The organism is Dehalococcoides sp. UCH007 (genome assembly GCF_001010485.1).
Classification (GTDB): domain Bacteria; phylum Chloroflexota; class Dehalococcoidia; order Dehalococcoidales; family Dehalococcoidaceae; genus Dehalococcoides; species Dehalococcoides mccartyi_A.
This window is the reverse complement of the sequence record NZ_AP014722.1, coordinates 25,632-40,095: the sequence shown is the minus strand read 5'-3', so window position 1 is coordinate 40,095 and position 14,464 is coordinate 25,632. Positions and strand designations below refer to the sequence as shown.

Sequence of the window (14,464 nt, the reverse complement as noted above, 5' to 3'; positions counted from 1 at the left end):
ATAAGCACCTAGCTCTTCAGGAAAGGCAGCCAGTCTATCAGGCCTATTCCGGCATACACCATCACAATATACTTGGGGAATTTACCCAGAAAAAGAGCTGGCAAAAACTTGTGAACGGGCATGCGTGCCAACCCGGCAATAAGCCCGCCCACATCAAAAGGCACTACCGGCTGGGCAGCCAGAAAGGCAATTGCCCAAGCCCCGTATTTTTGTATCCAGCTTTCCACCCGGCTGTAACCCACCAGCCCTTCGGGAATAGCCAGTTTCTTGCCCAGACGGCCGGCAAAATAACCGCTCATTTCACCCAGACTGCCACCCAAAGCACCAAACAGGGCTACCATCACCGGGTTAAAATTGGTAGCGGCCGCAACCATTATGGAAATAGCAAAGGGCACCGGGGCTATTACGGTAGCGTTGGCCAGTATAGACATAACAAAAACCAACAGATAGGTCAGCCAGGCATATTCATCAAGGGGTATTTCCAGACTGTCCACCAGCGAATTCAGCCCCCAAGCCAGCAGAAAGCTGAGTGCTATAAGAGCCCCGAAGGTCAGCAGCAGGCTGCCCCAGTTTACGGCTTTCAACTGTTCTTTCAGTGACTGTTTTCGTTTTTCTTCCAAGCTATTTTCTCCCGCAAAGTTCGGCAACCAGCAAACCCATGGCCAGCTCAGGTTCAAAGCGGCCGGTTTTTATATTAAAGTCTGTTTCCAGCAGTTTGGAGTACATAGATTTAAGGCTGTCCATGTTCTGGCAGGCCGCCTGAGAGGCTATTTTCCTAAGGGCGTACTCAGAGCCGCCCATAGCTTTAAAAATCTCGGCCTCTTTCAGCCCCCGTTTTTTAAGGGCGGTATAACGCACCATCAGCCGCAGATGGCGTACCAGCATAAACAGCAAAAAACCGGGTGACCCGCCGCCGGCAGTAAAAGCCGCCAGAGACTGCTGGGCGTCTTTAACCTTGCGGTCCAGTACGGCATCCACCAGAGCAAATATATTTACTTCCTGGGCATAACCCACCATATTCTCAACATCTGCTTCCTCTATCACCCGCCCCTGGGCATACAACCCCAGTTTCTCAATCTCGGAGGAAAGTGCCCACAAATCCGCCCCCACAAAACGGGCCAGCAAACGGGCAGCCGGAACAGACATCTGGATAGAAGACTGTTTGGCACGCTGCATTACCCAACCGGGCAAATTTTGAGCGGATAAAGGTGCAAAGTGCTTTACCTCGGCACCGGGGCTTACCAGCTTAAAAAGGGGGTTTGAGGCCAAAGAGGATACTTTTTCTTTTTCACGGTAGTCACCGTCTTTGGAGGAGGTATAGTCCAGAAGCACCGCCAGGGTTGTGGGGGGCAGATTAGACAGCGCCCGGGCAAATTCATCCGGGCTGGTTTTGCTTGCGGTATCCTTAGCGGCAGCTTTACCTTTTGAGCCTTCAAACCTCTCCAGCAGGCCATTTACTATGACCAGCCGGGCAGGGGCTAAAAAGGGAACCGTCTGCACATAGTTTTGAAGTTCGGCAGCCGTCAGGTTTTTGCCCTCCAGCATGGTGGTATTGGCAGAGGACAAAGACTCATCACCCAAAGCCAGTTTTATCTGCTTCAGGCGTTCTTTCAGGGAAAAATCATCACTGCCGGTAAAAATATACAGCAAATTTAACAGCCACCTTCGGCTGATATTGTAGCATAACGAAACGGGCGCGTAACCTTTGAAGTTTAGTGCAAAACTGCCTTGCATTATGTTACAATCTGCCCGTAAGCTACACTTGGAGGATTTGAAACAATGCCCGAAGAAGTTGTAATGCCCTACGAACTCCGCAAACATATTGCCATTGCCAATGATATGGAAATAGCCCCTGAAATAAGGGAACAGACCATTAAACATATTGCCCGCTTTGGTTCCTACGAGGCTCTCTGCGCCCTGCTGGACATAGCCTGCAATACCAAGGCAAGCTACGGTGAACGTGACCTGGCCTTGAAGGTATCCCGGGACGTACTTAAAAACAGCCGCAAGAACGATATCTAGGAGCAAAAGCGAAAGTAATATATGGCAGTAACAATAGGTATAATAGGTCTGGCCAAAAGCGGCCGCACTACCATTTTCAACGCCGCCACCCGCAGTAACGCCGCCACCGGCTCTTATTCACAGAGCAGTTCGGCTAACGTAGGCATAGTGAAAGTGCCCGATGCCCGTTTGACTCCGCTGGAGGAGATGTTTCACCCCAAGAAACTCACCCCGGCTGAAATAAAATATTTTGACGTGGGGGCTTCCCTTAAGGGCGGCACCAAAGACAGCTCTTTTTCAGGTGAACTTTTAACCCAGCTGCAAAACGTAGATGCCCTGCTGAATGTCATTAGGGCATTTGAAGATACCGCCATTCCCCTGCCCGCCGGCGGCCTGAACGCAGAACGTGACCTGACCACCATGAATGCCGAGCTTATTTTTTCAGACCTGACCATTATTGAAAAAAGGCTTAACCGCATTGGCAGCCAGATGAAAGGTGCCAAACCCCCGGAAAGAGCCGCTCTGGAGCGGGAAAAAGAGCTCATGGCCAGAATCAAAGAAGCCATGGAGAAAGATATCCCCGCCCGTGATATTGAACTGGACGAAGAAGAAGCCAAAATACTCTCCGGATACCAGTTTCTAAGCAGTAAACCGGTGCTTATGGTGATAAATATAGGCGAAGATGACCTGCCCAAAGCCGCCGAAATGGAGGCCGAACTCAACGGCCGCTACGGAGGCAAAAATTACCGGGTGATTGTAATGTGCGGCAAACTGGAAGCCGAGCTGATAAACATGGACGAGGCCGAAGCCGCCGAGTTCCGCTCCAGCTACGGGCTTAAAGAGACCGGGCTGGACCGCACCATAAGGGCTTCGTATGAGCTTTTAGACCTTATATCCTTTTTTACCGTAGGTCCTGACGAAGTGCGCGCCTGGACTATTACCCGCGGGACTATAGCCCAGAAAGCCGCCGGTAAAATCCACTCTGATATCGAGCGGGGGTTTATACGGGCGGAAATTGTCCACGTAAATGACCTGCTTGCGGCCGGTTCACTGGCAGAGGTCAGAAAACGCGGTCAGCTGAGACTGGAAGGTAAAACCTATATAGTACAGGACGGGGACACCGCCAACTTCCTGTTTAATGTCTAAGCCTGCTCTATAAGGGCGGAAAGCATTTGCGCCCCGCTGTAAACCAGGTTTGAACAAAGGCCTTCACGGAGGCCTTTTTCTTTTACCAGTTTTGCCCCCTCCGGAGTGCCGATATTGCACTTGATAAGGTCACGGCAAGCCGTTGCCCCAAATTCGGCTTCAAACTGCTTTATATATTCACGGCCCAGGCGGTTGCACTTTTCTCTGGCCGCTTTATTTTCAGCCGAAGTCTGCCCGAATTTCAGCCCGATTACCATCAGCCCGCCGCTGATTACCCCGCAGCTGTCTCCCCGCCCCGCCATGCCCCCGCCGAAAGCAGAAGCCAGTTTAAAGGCTGTCCCAGATTCAATACCCAGAGACGGGGCAAAAGCACCTAAAATAGACTGGGCGCAGTTAAAACCCTGCTCATGCAGGCTCTGGGCTGAAGCGGCTGTATCACTCATGGATTTTATTCTCCTGAAATATATGTCTGTAAAGAGCATAAAATATAAATATACCTTATTTTGCAGGCAACTTAAAAACACTTCGCCGGGCAGATCTTCACCGCACTATCATATTAAAAAACGGCTGAAACCTAAACCGGGCCGCCCATTTCCTCCAGCCGTTCGTCACTTATGCCGAAGTGATGGGCAACTTCGTGCTTAACCACCCGCCGGACTTCGTTTTTTATGTCTTCTTCAGTCTTAACCATATCCAGTATGGCCAGCCGGAATATAGTAATGCGGTCAGGGGTAACCATACCATAAGAGGCATGGCGTTCGGTCAGGGGAACGCCCTCGTAAAGTCCCAGCAGCTCTTCACCCCGGTGCATATCCAAATTACGGCGCTGGATACGGCTGGGGCGGTCAGCCACCATTATTTCAACATTATCCAGCAGTTCTAAAAATTCCTCCGGCAGGCTATCCACTGCTTCGGCTACTATGTGCTTAAACTGTTCAGTATCCATATTTTTATAATATCCCGAACTCAACCGAAATAACAGCCCGAAACGCCGCTCCGGTCAAAAGCTGCCCCCTGTCTTGTAAATAACCCTTCTTTAGGCTAATCTTTTCATAATAACTATTTTAAATTATCAAGGAGTATTAAAGTGTTTGATTTTTTCTTTGGCGGAATTTTCGGGCTTATCTCTTTTGCAATCAGTCTGGCATTTTATTTCCTGCCTACCATAATCGCCCTAGCCAATCACCGCCGCAATACTCTGGCCATCTTCCTGCTGAATTTCCTCCTCGGTTGGACTTTTATCGGCTGGGTAATCGCCCTGGTCTGGTCAGTAAAAAAGTAGCCCCTGCGTTATGTTGGGAATAAACTACTCAACTGTCATAGACCCTTTTCTGCGGGGCGTAAGACGTTTTATACCCGAATTCGGCGGCATAAAACCGGGTGAACGGGTGCTGGACGTTTGTTCCGGTTCGGGTGCCCAGGTAGGCGAATACCGCAGACGGGGTATTTTAGGTTTTGGGTTGGACCTCAGCCCTGATATGCTGAGTCTCTCCCGCCGCCTTTATGACCCGGACCAAGCCGGTTATTTTACCGAGGCAGATGCCCGCCACCTGCCATTTACAGATGCCAGCTTTGATTATACTTCCACCACACTGGCACTCCATGACAAACCCGCCCAAACCCGCATGGAGATACTGGCTGAGATGAAACGGGTGGTCAAACCCGAAGGTTATATACTGATAGCTGACTACACCTGCCCCCTACCGGCCAGTTTTCCCGGCTGGGTGATAAGAACTATAGAACGTATAGCCGGCGGCGACCACTACCGTAATTTCCGCCACTATCTGAAAAACGGCGGCGTGCCCGCCCTGCTTGAAAAACTGGATATCAAAACCGAAGATACCCAATCTATCAGTTATGGTCTGTTAACAGTTACCAAAGCTAAAATCAGTTGACAGAAACAGTCAAATGCTATAAAAATAATGGCCGAGTATCAGAGCCGTATAATATCCAAGGAGACTTAACATGAAGATAGACCCCGAAGTCCGCAAAGAGATTAACCAGGTACTGGATGCCATGAAAGAAGCCATTGAAACCAAAGACATGGAAGCACTGGTAGAAAGCGAACCCAATGTACTCACCGTGGGGCCCTGCCCTGACAATGTCGGCCTTGGGCAGAATGGTTTTAAACGCTGGATGCAAACCTTGTTGGACAAAGCCACTCCGGTAAAATTTAAATATGGGTTTACTACTATCAAAGGCAACGGCCCGGTTGCCTGGCTGGATACCCATGTAACCTATACCTGTAAAAACGGGGAAAACCAGAAGGATTTTGATTTTTACTTAAGCGGAGTTATGGAAAAGGCAGACAACGGTTGGCATTGGAGCGGTATGCATTTGTCTGCTCCTACGGAACTTGAATTCCCCGAAGGACCTCCCCCCCAGCCTGAAGCCGAAAAGCCGGCCGAAGAACCAAAACCCGCAGCTGAAAATGAAGCTGCAAAACCCGAACAGGGCGAAGATGCCCCTCCCGAATGGAACTATATGTAAACCAAACTTTGTGGACAAATCAAACCCTCGTCACAAAGGCGGGGGTTTTTCTTTCAAACGGTGCGGCAGACAGGCAGACAGCCTCTGCCCGAAAGAAAGGCGGTTGGGGTATGAACGTGTTTCGCTCTGCCCTGCTCTGTTATGTATTTGCCATGCTGGTGCTGTGTTTTATACCGGCCTGGCACAGCTTTATCAGCCAGATTACAGCCTCACTTGACCAAAACCTGAGCCTGGTAATCAAACTTACAGCTGACCCTTTGGAGTATGTCTGGAAGTGGGTGCTGGTAATATTTATTATGTTACTGCTGAGCCGCCGGAATTAAAGGCTTCTGAGATATTCGTCTATAACAACCGCTGAACGTTTGGCCGCTCCCATAGCACTTATAACAGTATCAGAGCCGGTTACGATATCCCCGCCGGCCCAAACTGCTTTATGTGAGGTTTGTCCGCTTGTATCAGCCGCTACAGTGCCATTGGCATTTACCTGTAAATCCGGGGCGGACTGCATAACCAGAGGATTTGGGCGTGTACCTAAAGCAATAATAGCTAAATCTATATCCATTTCAAATTCACTGCCATCCACCGGTATAGGACGGCGGCGGCCGCTGGCGTCAGGTTCGCCAAGCTCCATTTTTTGGCAGTCCATAGCCCGCACCTGCCCCTGTTCGTTAGCCAAAAAGCGGACCGGGCTGGTCAGAAAATGAAATTTGATACCCTCTTCGCGGGCATTGTCCACTTCCTCTTTGCGGGCTGGCAGTTCCAGCTCCGAACGGCGGTAGACGATACTCACCTCTTCCGCCCCCAGACGCAAGGCACAGCGGGCAGCATCCATGGCCACGTTTCCGCCGCCAATCACCGCCACCTTTTTGCCCTTTTTAACCGGCGTATCTGAGGATGGAAAATTATAAGCCTTCATCAGGTTGACTCTGGTCAAAAATTCGTTAGCCGAATATACCCCGCTTAGGTTTTCACCTTGTACATTCAGGAAAAGGGGCAAGCCTGCCCCGGTTGCCAGAAAAACAGCCTGAAATCCCTGCTTAAAAAGGTCATCCAGAGAAAACAGCCGCCCTGCCACCGAGTTTAACTCCAGCTTTACTCCCAAAGATTTTACGTATTCTATCTCACCCTGCACTATGTTTTTGGGCAAACGGAATTCGGGTATGCCGTACATCAGCACCCCGCCTGCCGTATGCAGAGATTCTAACAGGGTAACATCATGCCCTAAACGGGCAAGCTCAGCCGCCGCCGTAAGTCCGGCCGGGCCTGCACCCACCACCGCCGCCTTTTTACCGCTCTTTGGTTTAAGGCTCTTAGGCAAATTAACTTCAGCCGAATGTTCACGTTCCCAGTCAGCCACAAAACGCTCTAGACGGCCTATAGCTATGGAGGCTTCTTTTTTATTTAGTATGCAGGCCTGTTCGCACTGGGTTTCCTGGGGACATACCCTGCCGCAGACCCCCGGTAAACTGTTGGTCTTTTTAAGTACCCTGGCGGCTTCGGGCATATTCCCGTCCCGCAAAGCCAAAATAAATTCCGGAATATCTATATTTACCGGACAACCCTCTACGCAATAACGCTTTTTGCACTGCAAACAGCGGGCAGCTTCGGTATGGGCATCAGCCGGGGTGTAGCCGGTGGCTACTTCGGAAAAATTTTGAATACGGTCGCTAACTGCTTGTTTAGGCATATCCATTCTGTTCAGTCCAGCTTTAGCCATGGTTTCCGCACCCCTCTTCCTTACAGCGGCATCTCTCGGCGGCCACAGCCTCTTCGGCCACGTAAGATTTCTGGCGTACCAGCAGCCCATCCCAGTCTACCTTGTGCCCGTCAAACTCCGGCCCGTCCACACAGGCAAAACGGGTCTGCCCGTCCAGACTTACCCGGCAACAGCCGCACATACCCGTTCCGTCTATCATTATGGGGTTTAGGCTCACAATAGTTTTAACCCCGAAAGGCTGAGTGGTTTTTGAGCAGAATTTCATCATGACACTGGGGCCTATCACTATTACCCGGTCCACTTTAGTACTGGAGGCAAGGAGGTCACGCAGGGGTTCGGTAACAACCCCCTTGATACCGGCAGAACCGTCATCAGTGCAGACTATCATTTCGTCCGAATATTTTTCCAGGCGGTCATGCCAGAAAAACAAATCTTTGCTTCTGGCACCCACCACACTTATCACCCGGTTGCCCGCTTCTTTCATAGCCCTGGCAATGGGTACAATAGTAGCCATGGCAAAGCCGCCGCTTACGCAGACCACTGTCCCGAAATTTTCAATCTCGGTAGGTTTGCCCAGAGGGCCTGCAAAATCCAGTATGGCATCACCAGCACCCAGTTTGGCCAGCTTGCGGGTGGATGCCCCTATCTCCATGTAAATAACCGTAACCGTGCCCGCCTTAACGTCCCAGTCCGCAATAGTCAGAGGGAAACGCTCTCCCTCAGCATCAATCCTTAAAATCACAAATTGTCCGGCAGCAGCCGCAGCCGCTACTTTAGGTGCCTGTATCTTCAGCAAGTGTACCTTGGGCAACAAATCCTGCCGCTCAACAATCGTATACATACCTCTCCTTGCCAGTATACCGCTGGACAAAACCCAGAAGCATCTATGAGTATTAGTGCCAATTTACAGGTAAATATAAAAACCTATGATAATTTATCATTAAATGACGCCTTACTTCAAACCAGACCCAGTTGAATTTAGCTTGATAAAGTTATAATATATTAAGCGTTTTACCTCTGGTTGCCTTATTAAGCATTAAGGAAATAGCATGTTTATTGAACTTGTCCATATCGGCTTCGGCAATATTCTGGCCATGAACAGGGTTATTGCCATTTCCCCACCCAGTTCCGCCCCTATTAAACGTATTATACAGGAAAGCCGGACTAAAGGCTTTTTAATAGACATGACCAACGGCCGCAAGACCAAGGCGGTTATATTCACTGACAGCGGGCATATCGTACTGGCGGCGCTTGCCCCTGAAACCATTACCGGACGCCTTTCTATTAGCCGCGGCGGTGCGGTAAAGCCTGAGCTGGTTGATGACAAACTGGAACTTTAATAAGGCTGAAAAACCCCTGCTGTTAGTTGTTTCCGGTCCTTCCGGCGTAGGCAAAGATGCAGTTCTGGCCCGCATGAAAGAACGTAAACTGCCTCTGACTTATGTTGTCACTACTACCACCCGCCCCAAACGGGAAACCGAAACTGAGGGAGTTGACTATAATTTTATCAAACCTTCGGAGTTCCAGCAGCTTATCGGGCAGAATGAATTGCTGGAATGGGCGAATGTATACGGAAATTTTTACGGTGTACCCAAAGCACCTATCAGGCAGGCTTTATCCCGCGGTTTTGACGTTATTGTAAAGGTGGACGTACAGGGTGCGGCCAGCATTAAAAAAATAGTCCCGAATGCGGTATTTATTTTCCTGATGCCCCCGGATATGGAAGAGCTTACCCGCCGTCTGGAACAACGCCTGACGGAGTCACCCGAATCCCTCAAGCGGCGGCTGGCTACAGCCCCGCTTGAAATAGAAAAACTCCCCGACTTTGACTACGTGGTAGTCAACCCAGAGGGGGAGATTGATAATGCTGTCCGGGAAATTATGTCTATTATTGCAGCCGAACACTGCCGCATACATCCCCGTTCTATTGAACTCTAGAACACAAGCTTAAACAAACCGGCTACCAGAAAGCCTAAAGCGCCGCAAATAGGAAAGGTGAGCAGCCATGCTCCCACTATATTTCCCGCCACGCCCCAGCGCACTGCTGAAAGCCTGCGGGTAGCTCCCACCCCCATGATAGCCGAAGAAATGGCATGGGTGCTGGAAACAGGAATGCCGATTGAAGCGGCTATCTGGATAACGGTAGCAGCAGCAGTTTCAGCCGCAAACCCGTTTATTGGCCGCAAATTGGTCATCCGCACACCTACTGTCTGGATAACCCTCCAGCCGCCAATAGCCGTTCCGGCGCTTATGGACAAAGCCGAAAGAACAATAATCCAAAGAGGTATCGCATCCCAGAGACCGGCATTGCCGGTATAAAGCACCGTGCCCAGTGCAATAATACCCATCGGCATCTGTCCGTCACTCCGCCCGTGGCTGAAAGCCATAAAAGCGGCTGAAAATATCTGCAGATGAGAAAAAAGGCCATGCGTCTTGGAGGGAACACTCCGCCTGAATATCCAGAGCAGAGCAACCATAAGCAGGTAACCACCTGCCATACCCATAATGGGGGCAATACCCACAGCTGCAATAATTTTTAAAAGAATGCCCCAATCTACCGCCCCAACCCCGGCCATAGCAACCCCGGCCATGGCTAGACCAGCCACCAGACAGTGCGTCAGGCTGACCGGGAGACCTTTGCGAGTAGCCACAGTAGACCAAATGACTGCGGCTACAAGTCCGGCAATAACTGTTTCGTAGGTAAGTGACTCAGGCCCCAGTATGCCTTTGCCGATAGTCCGGGCAACAGCCGTACCGGTAAAAACACCCACAAGATTGGCAAGCGCTGCCATTATTATGGCTTTGCGTGGAGACAAAACACGCGTACCTACCACAGTGGCAATAGCATTGGCCGTATCATTAGTACCGTTTACAAAAGCAAAGCCTATAGCTAAAAGAATAATAAGAAGATAAGGAATAAACGAGGCATCAGGCATTCTTCAGAGCAACCCCCTCAAGAACATTGGCTACATCTTCACACCTGTCAGTGGCCGTTTCCATATGTTCAAATATCTCACGCCACTTAATAATGTTTGCCATGTCCTTTGAATCCGTGAAAAGCTCTCCCAAAGCTGCCCTGAAAGCCACATCCGCCATATTTTCCAAGCGGTTTATCTCTACGCAATGGGCAATAACCTGCTTCATCTCAGACTTGTACCTAAGATGCGGCACAGCCAGTGAAACTTCCTTGGCTGCCAGCACAATAATACCAGCCAATTCTTTGGCACGTTCACCGGGACGCCCGGTTTTGTAAATAAACATGAAATCCGCTGCCGAATGAATAAAGTCGGTAACATCATCCATAGTGTGAGCAAGCAAAGCAATATCTTCGCGGTCAAAAGGGGTAACAAATGTTCGGTGGAGAAGGTTTATAATCTGGTGGGCAATACTGTCACCCTCATGTTCCAAATCTGCTATACGGGCAACTTTGTCATCCACATCTACCCAGTTATTAACCAATTCGTCTAATTCATGGGCAGTACTTACCATGTTCTTTGCACTCATCTCAAGCAGGTCAAAGAACTTTTCCTCCCTTGGAATAATACTGATTTTAGGCAACTGTCCTCCTATGCCAACACGGCATCTCATTTATTTTTTCTTTCATTACGATATATATGATAGGGTCTTGGGTGGTCAAAATCAAGAAAAAGCTCAAATCCCGCCAACACTAAGGTTTATAATAATTCTGCTATTATTGACTTATGCCCTTCATCTCAAGTAATAAAATTGCCTCTGAAAACCCCATGCCGGTCAGTAATAAGCTGAGACTGGGAATTATTTTTTCCAGCATTATCCTCTTCGCCGAATTTATCGGAGGGCTGGCATCTAACAGTTTAGCTCTGCTAAGCGATGCCGGAAATGTCCTGACGGATGTATTAGCCCTTTCCCTGAGCTATTTTGCTTTAATGCAGGCAAAACGCCCTGCCAATTGGAAATATATCAGCAACCTCATTCTCATAAACACCATTAAAATGTCACTCAAAGCTGAAAATATCTATTATTTGACAGCAGCCCTGCAACTGCCTAAAATGCCTAAGCCTGAAAAATACACTTGACCATTAGGTAACCTAGGTGCCATTATAGAAATATATTTTTGAGAATATGCTAAAAGAAGAAATACTTAAACCCATCTCTCGCCGTGAACATTGTCATCATCAGGTTTTCCGGGTGGAGAGAAAACAGAAAAGCCGGATTAGTTCGCTTATAAGCCATCTGAAACAATTCAGAAACTCTATAAGCAAACAGCGAGACTAGAAAATGTATATTGTGATTGCCGGCGGCGGCACGGTAGGTTTTAATATAGCCTCCATGCTGGTCGTAGAAGACCACGAAGTGGTAGTTATTGAACAGTCTGAAACAGCTGTTGAATACCTTAACCGGCAGCTGGACATTAAAACTATTTTCGGCAATGCCGCCATTCCCCGCATACTGCGTGATGCCGAGGTTCAAAGGGCAGATCTGGTTTTAGCGGTAACAGACCGTGACGAAACCAATATGGTTATCTGCTTCATTGCCAAAGAGATGGGTGCCGCCACTACAGCCGCCCGAATCCGTAATTCCGAATACACCGGTTATTTTATACCTCCCGCCAAGTCCACCCTGTCTGCCAGACGGATTATCCGCCCCAAGTCACTGGGGATAGATGTATTTATAAATCCCGAAGTTGAAATGGCTCGTGAGATACTGGGTATTTTGTCCAGTTTTTATTCGACTCCGGTGGAACAGCTGGCTAACGGTCTGGTTCAGATACGGAACTTTACTATTGAAGGCTCACCCATGGCCGGTAAAACCCTTGGTGAGTTAAATTTTATTAAACCCTGCGTGGTCGCTTCCATCGCCCGTAAAGAAGCCCTCCTCGTACCCCAACCTGAACTGGTTTTAGAAAATGAAGATGCTCTTTACTTAGTTGCCGAACGTGACAATATGGATTATCTGGGACGGATGTTTAGCGCTATTCAACGCCCTGCCCATAGCGTTTTCATACTGGGCGGCAGCCAGATAGGTTTGCTGGTAGCCGAAGGACTGGCAGACCATGACGTTGATGTAAAGCTGATAGAACCTGATGAGGAAAAAAGCCAGAAAGCCGCTATCCGGCTGGAAAAAGCAGTGGTCCTGAGGGGAGACCCTACCGACCGGGATTTTCTGACCGAACAGGGCGTACCTTCAGCAGATGCCTTTGTAGCCACTACCGAAAATGACGAATTCAATATTTTAAGCTGTCTGGTAGCTAAAAACCTGGGCGTGGACCGAAGCCTGAGCGTTATCAACAAACCTTCCTATATACCGCTGGCCGAAGCTGTAGATATAGATGTTGCCGGTTCTCCGGCGATTATTACCGCCCGCAAAATAGCCCACTTTGTACTTTCCGGCGGAGCTATTGCCGCCGCATTGCTGGAAAGCGGCCAGTTGGAAGCGGTGGAATTTGTAGTCAGCCCGCAGGCCAGCATTATAAACCAAAAGGTTAACCAGCTGGATATACCCAAGGAAGCCACCATAGGGGCGGTTGTCCAGAACAATCAGGTTATCATCCCTCCTGATGAAGCTGTTATCCATGCCGGAGACCATGTTATTGTTGTCTCCCAGCTAAATGTTCTGCATGACGTGGAGAAGCTGTTTAAATAAGCCATGAAAATAAATAACGTTCTCCATTACCTGGGGCTGGTTGTTGCCATCGTGGGCGGCTTCATGTTTATCCCCTTTATTTTCAGTCTGATAAATGCAGGGCCGGACCAGCTGGCATTCGGCATTTCCATTATAGTTACCCTTAGCGCCGGGTTTCTGATGTGGCGTTTCACCCCCATAACCGAAAGGCGTATCAGCCTGCGTGAATCTCTGGCTATCGTAGCCGGAAGCTGGATTATGGCCGCTCTTTTCGGTTCGCTTCCCTTTATCATTTCAGGGGTTCTGCCCAGTGTCATAGATTGTATTTTTGAAGCTATGAGCGGTCTGACTACCACTGGTGCCAGTGTATTTATCAATGTAGAAAACCTGCCTCAGGGCATACTTGTCTGGCGTTCCCTGACCCAATGGATAGGCGGCTTGGGCATTATCATGCTGTTTGTGACCATATTGCCCATGCTGGGTATCGGTGCTTCCCAACTTATGGAAGCCGAAACACCCGGCCAGCAGGAACGGCTGACTTCACGTATCCGTGATACCGCAAGGACATTGTGGCTGCTTTATCTGGGTTTTACGGTAGCCGGCTTTATAGCCCTTGTGATTGCCGGCTTGCCTGGGTTTGATGCCTTTAATATTATCCTGACTACTACCCCAACCGGCGGTTTCGCACCCGTAAGCAGTATCGGAGTGTATAACAACCTGGCAGTAGAGCTTATACTCATTTTCTTCATGGTAGCCAGCGGGATAAACTTCGGACTTTATTACTACCTGCTCTGGAAAGGCCGCCCTGCCAAATTCTTCGGCAACCCGGAGTTCAAGTTATATATAGGTATTCTGGTAGGCTGCATACTCCTTATAAACTGGGACTTGGTAGCTAATGCCGGCATAAATATTTTTGAGGGCTTGCGCCAAGCGAGCTTCCAGACAGCCTCGGTTATGACTACCACCGGGTTTGCTACCGCCGATTTCGCCCAGTGGCCTCACTTCTCGCAGGCTATTTTACTGGTGCTTATGGTAGTAGGCGCATCTGCCGGTTCCACCGGGGGCGGCCTCAAGGTAATCCGGCTGCTGGTTTTATTTAAATACACTTACCGCCGTATCCTGCTTACCTTCAACCCCAACGCCGTTATACCAATTAAAATAGGCGGTAATGTTATTTCGGACAAGCTTATCTCCCGTTCGGTAGGCCTGACTATACTCTACTTTGCCACCCTGTGGGCAGGCTTTTTGATAATGAGTGCTATAGGGTTGGACTTTGTTACCGCCCTATCCAGCATTACCTCCTGTTTGGGAAATATAGGTCCGGCGCTGGGCACTGTCGGCCCCATGGCCAGCTATGCGGATATACCCGGCATCGGCAAAGTGGTGCTGCTTACAGCCATGCTGGTGGGCAGAATAGAGCTTTTCACCCTGCTGGTTTTATTCGTACCGGCCTTCTGGCGCTGGCGTTAAGTACCCCCTTAGTTGTAAAGTATTAAACTGCAGTTTATA

19 protein-coding genes are annotated in these 14,464 nt (G+C 49.4%); 11 read left to right on the top strand and 8 right to left on the bottom strand.

Annotated features, from left to right (window positions below):
• Nucleotides 1–8 precede the first annotated feature (8 nt).
• The gene (locus tag UCH007_RS00225) at nucleotides 9–620 is read right to left on the bottom strand and encodes a VTT domain-containing protein (protein WP_041330342.1); all 612 of its coding nucleotides are present in this window, start codon (nucleotides 618–620) and stop codon (nucleotides 9–11) included.
• A gap of 1 nt (nucleotide 621) precedes the next feature.
• Nucleotides 622–1,650, bottom strand: coding sequence for a DNA polymerase III subunit delta (holA, locus tag UCH007_RS00220; protein WP_046960725.1), 1,029 nt, complete (start codon nucleotides 1,648–1,650; stop codon nucleotides 622–624).
• A gap of 129 nt (nucleotides 1,651–1,779) precedes the next feature.
• On the opposite strand from holA, the gene UCH007_RS00215 reads away from it, so the two are divergent.
• Both UCH007_RS00215 and ychF read left to right on the top strand, forming a co-directional pair.
• Nucleotides 1,780–2,022: a hypothetical protein gene (locus UCH007_RS00215; protein ID WP_023651713.1), complete on the top strand. Its 243-nt coding sequence runs from the start codon at nucleotides 1,780–1,782 to the stop codon at nucleotides 2,020–2,022.
• A gap of 21 nt (nucleotides 2,023–2,043) precedes the next feature.
• A complete protein-coding gene (gene ychF, locus UCH007_RS00210; protein WP_023651712.1) occupies nucleotides 2,044–3,147 on the top strand; it encodes a redox-regulated ATPase YchF in 1,104 nt (367 codons plus the stop codon).
• On the opposite strand, the gene UCH007_RS00205 is transcribed toward ychF, so the two are convergent.
• Nucleotides 3,144–3,590: a C-GCAxxG-C-C family protein gene (locus UCH007_RS00205; RefSeq protein ID WP_046960724.1), complete on the bottom strand. Its 447-nt coding sequence runs from the start codon at nucleotides 3,588–3,590 to the stop codon at nucleotides 3,144–3,146. The two genes, ychF and UCH007_RS00205, sit on opposite strands and share 4 nt — an antisense overlap.
• A gap of 131 nt (nucleotides 3,591–3,721) precedes the next feature.
• A complete protein-coding gene (locus UCH007_RS00200; RefSeq protein ID WP_023651710.1) occupies nucleotides 3,722–4,093 on the bottom strand; it encodes a metallopeptidase family protein in 372 nt (123 codons plus the stop codon).
• Between the two features lie 141 nt (nucleotides 4,094–4,234).
• On the opposite strand from UCH007_RS00200, the gene UCH007_RS00195 reads away from it, so the two are divergent.
• The 4 genes from UCH007_RS00195 to UCH007_RS07815 all read left to right on the top strand — a co-directional run bounded on the left by UCH007_RS00195 (nucleotide 4,235) and on the right by UCH007_RS07815 (nucleotide 5,960).
• The gene (locus tag UCH007_RS00195; protein WP_012881396.1) at nucleotides 4,235–4,429 is read left to right on the top strand and encodes a superinfection immunity protein; all 195 of its coding nucleotides are present in this window, start codon (nucleotides 4,235–4,237) and stop codon (nucleotides 4,427–4,429) included.
• 10 nt (nucleotides 4,430–4,439) lie between these two features.
• Nucleotides 4,440–5,042, top strand: a complete 603-nt coding sequence (locus UCH007_RS00190) for a class I SAM-dependent methyltransferase (RefSeq protein WP_023651709.1) — start codon at nucleotides 4,440–4,442, stop codon at nucleotides 5,040–5,042.
• Between the two features lie 70 nt (nucleotides 5,043–5,112).
• Nucleotides 5,113–5,637, top strand: coding sequence for a nuclear transport factor 2 family protein (locus UCH007_RS00185; protein ID WP_046960723.1), 525 nt, complete (start codon nucleotides 5,113–5,115; stop codon nucleotides 5,635–5,637).
• Nucleotides 5,622–5,960: a hypothetical protein gene (locus UCH007_RS07815; RefSeq protein ID WP_231854705.1), complete on the top strand. Its 339-nt coding sequence runs from the start codon at nucleotides 5,622–5,624 to the stop codon at nucleotides 5,958–5,960. Before UCH007_RS00185 ends, UCH007_RS07815 begins: the two co-directional genes overlap by 16 nt.
• On the opposite strand, the gene gltA is transcribed toward UCH007_RS07815, so the two are convergent.
• On the bottom strand, nucleotides 5,957–7,354 hold the full coding sequence (gene gltA / locus UCH007_RS00175) for an NADPH-dependent glutamate synthase (protein WP_046960722.1): 1,398 nt from the start codon (nucleotides 7,352–7,354) through the stop codon (nucleotides 5,957–5,959). The genes UCH007_RS07815 and gltA overlap by 4 nt on opposite strands.
• Nucleotides 7,347–8,195 (bottom strand): sulfide/dihydroorotate dehydrogenase-like FAD/NAD-binding protein, encoded by an 849-nt coding sequence (locus UCH007_RS00170; protein WP_012881391.1) that lies wholly within the window; start codon nucleotides 8,193–8,195, stop codon nucleotides 7,347–7,349. Before UCH007_RS00170 ends, gltA begins: the two co-directional genes overlap by 8 nt.
• A gap of 208 nt (nucleotides 8,196–8,403) precedes the next feature.
• Between UCH007_RS00170 and UCH007_RS00165 the strand changes: the two genes are divergently transcribed.
• Nucleotides 8,404–8,694, top strand: coding sequence for a DUF370 domain-containing protein (locus UCH007_RS00165; protein WP_010935846.1), 291 nt, complete (start codon nucleotides 8,404–8,406; stop codon nucleotides 8,692–8,694).
• A complete protein-coding gene (locus UCH007_RS00160; RefSeq protein ID WP_023651705.1) occupies nucleotides 8,675–9,292 on the top strand; it encodes a guanylate kinase in 618 nt (205 codons plus the stop codon). Before UCH007_RS00165 ends, UCH007_RS00160 begins: the two co-directional genes overlap by 20 nt.
• Here the strand turns inward: UCH007_RS00160 and UCH007_RS00155 are convergent.
• Both UCH007_RS00155 and UCH007_RS00150 read right to left on the bottom strand, forming a co-directional pair.
• Nucleotides 9,289–10,290, bottom strand: a complete 1,002-nt coding sequence (locus UCH007_RS00155; RefSeq protein ID WP_023651704.1) for an inorganic phosphate transporter — start codon at nucleotides 10,288–10,290, stop codon at nucleotides 9,289–9,291. The two genes, UCH007_RS00160 and UCH007_RS00155, sit on opposite strands and share 4 nt — an antisense overlap.
• Nucleotides 10,283–10,912 carry a DUF47 domain-containing protein gene (locus UCH007_RS00150; RefSeq protein WP_023651703.1) on the bottom strand — a complete coding sequence of 210 codons (630 nt, stop codon included), beginning with the start codon at nucleotides 10,910–10,912 and terminating at the stop codon, nucleotides 10,283–10,285. Before UCH007_RS00150 ends, UCH007_RS00155 begins: the two co-directional genes overlap by 8 nt.
• A gap of 185 nt (nucleotides 10,913–11,097) precedes the next feature.
• On the opposite strand from UCH007_RS00150, the gene UCH007_RS07810 reads away from it, so the two are divergent.
• The 3 genes from UCH007_RS07810 to UCH007_RS00135 all read left to right on the top strand — a co-directional run bounded on the left by UCH007_RS07810 (nucleotide 11,098) and on the right by UCH007_RS00135 (nucleotide 14,425).
• The gene (locus UCH007_RS07810; protein ID WP_231854704.1) at nucleotides 11,098–11,409 is read left to right on the top strand and encodes a cation transporter; all 312 of its coding nucleotides are present in this window, start codon (nucleotides 11,098–11,100) and stop codon (nucleotides 11,407–11,409) included.
• A 202-nt stretch (nucleotides 11,410–11,611) separates the two neighbouring features.
• Entirely contained in the window at nucleotides 11,612–12,976 is a 1,365-nt protein-coding gene (gene trkA, locus UCH007_RS00140) for a Trk system potassium transporter TrkA (RefSeq protein ID WP_012881386.1), read from the top strand.
• A 3-nt stretch (nucleotides 12,977–12,979) separates the two neighbouring features.
• Nucleotides 12,980–14,425, top strand: coding sequence for a TrkH family potassium uptake protein (locus UCH007_RS00135; RefSeq protein ID WP_046960720.1), 1,446 nt, complete (start codon nucleotides 12,980–12,982; stop codon nucleotides 14,423–14,425).
• The last annotated feature ends 39 nt before the right edge of the window (nucleotides 14,426–14,464 follow it).